General features: G+C 39.5%; 1 tRNA gene. It reads right to left on the reverse strand.

Annotation, left to right across the window (positions count from 1 at the left end):
• Positions 1 to 310: 310 nt before the first annotated feature.
• A tRNA-Arg gene (locus ACMA47_RS25160) sits at positions 311 to 384 on the reverse strand.
• Position 385: the final 1 nt, after the last annotated feature.

Genomic DNA, 385 nt, shown 5'->3' on the forward strand with positions numbered 1-385 from the left:
AGGATTCGAACCTGCGACCTCCTGGTCCCAAACCAGGCGCGATGACCGGACTACGCTACGCCCCGAAGGTGTCATCAGTAACGAATTTTACTTCGTTTTTGCGGTTGCAAAGGTACAATACTTTTTGGAATAAAAAAATAAAATCAGGAATAATTTTTAATTATTTTTTCGTGAACGCTCTTTGAATAGTTATACTTGTTTAAAAATCATATCCTTATATTGTTTTTATTATCACTCACTAAAATGCACAACTTTTATCCAGGTCTGAGCAAAAACAAAAAAGACTCACTGTTTCCAGTAAGTCTTTCAGTGAGCGCGAAAGGATTCGAACCTTTGACCGTCTGCTTAGAAGGCAGATGCTCTATCCAGCTGAGCTACGCACCCT

It is taken from the genome of Chryseobacterium sp. T20 (genome assembly GCF_047345655.1).
Classification (GTDB): Bacteria; Bacteroidota; Bacteroidia; order Flavobacteriales; family Weeksellaceae; genus Chryseobacterium.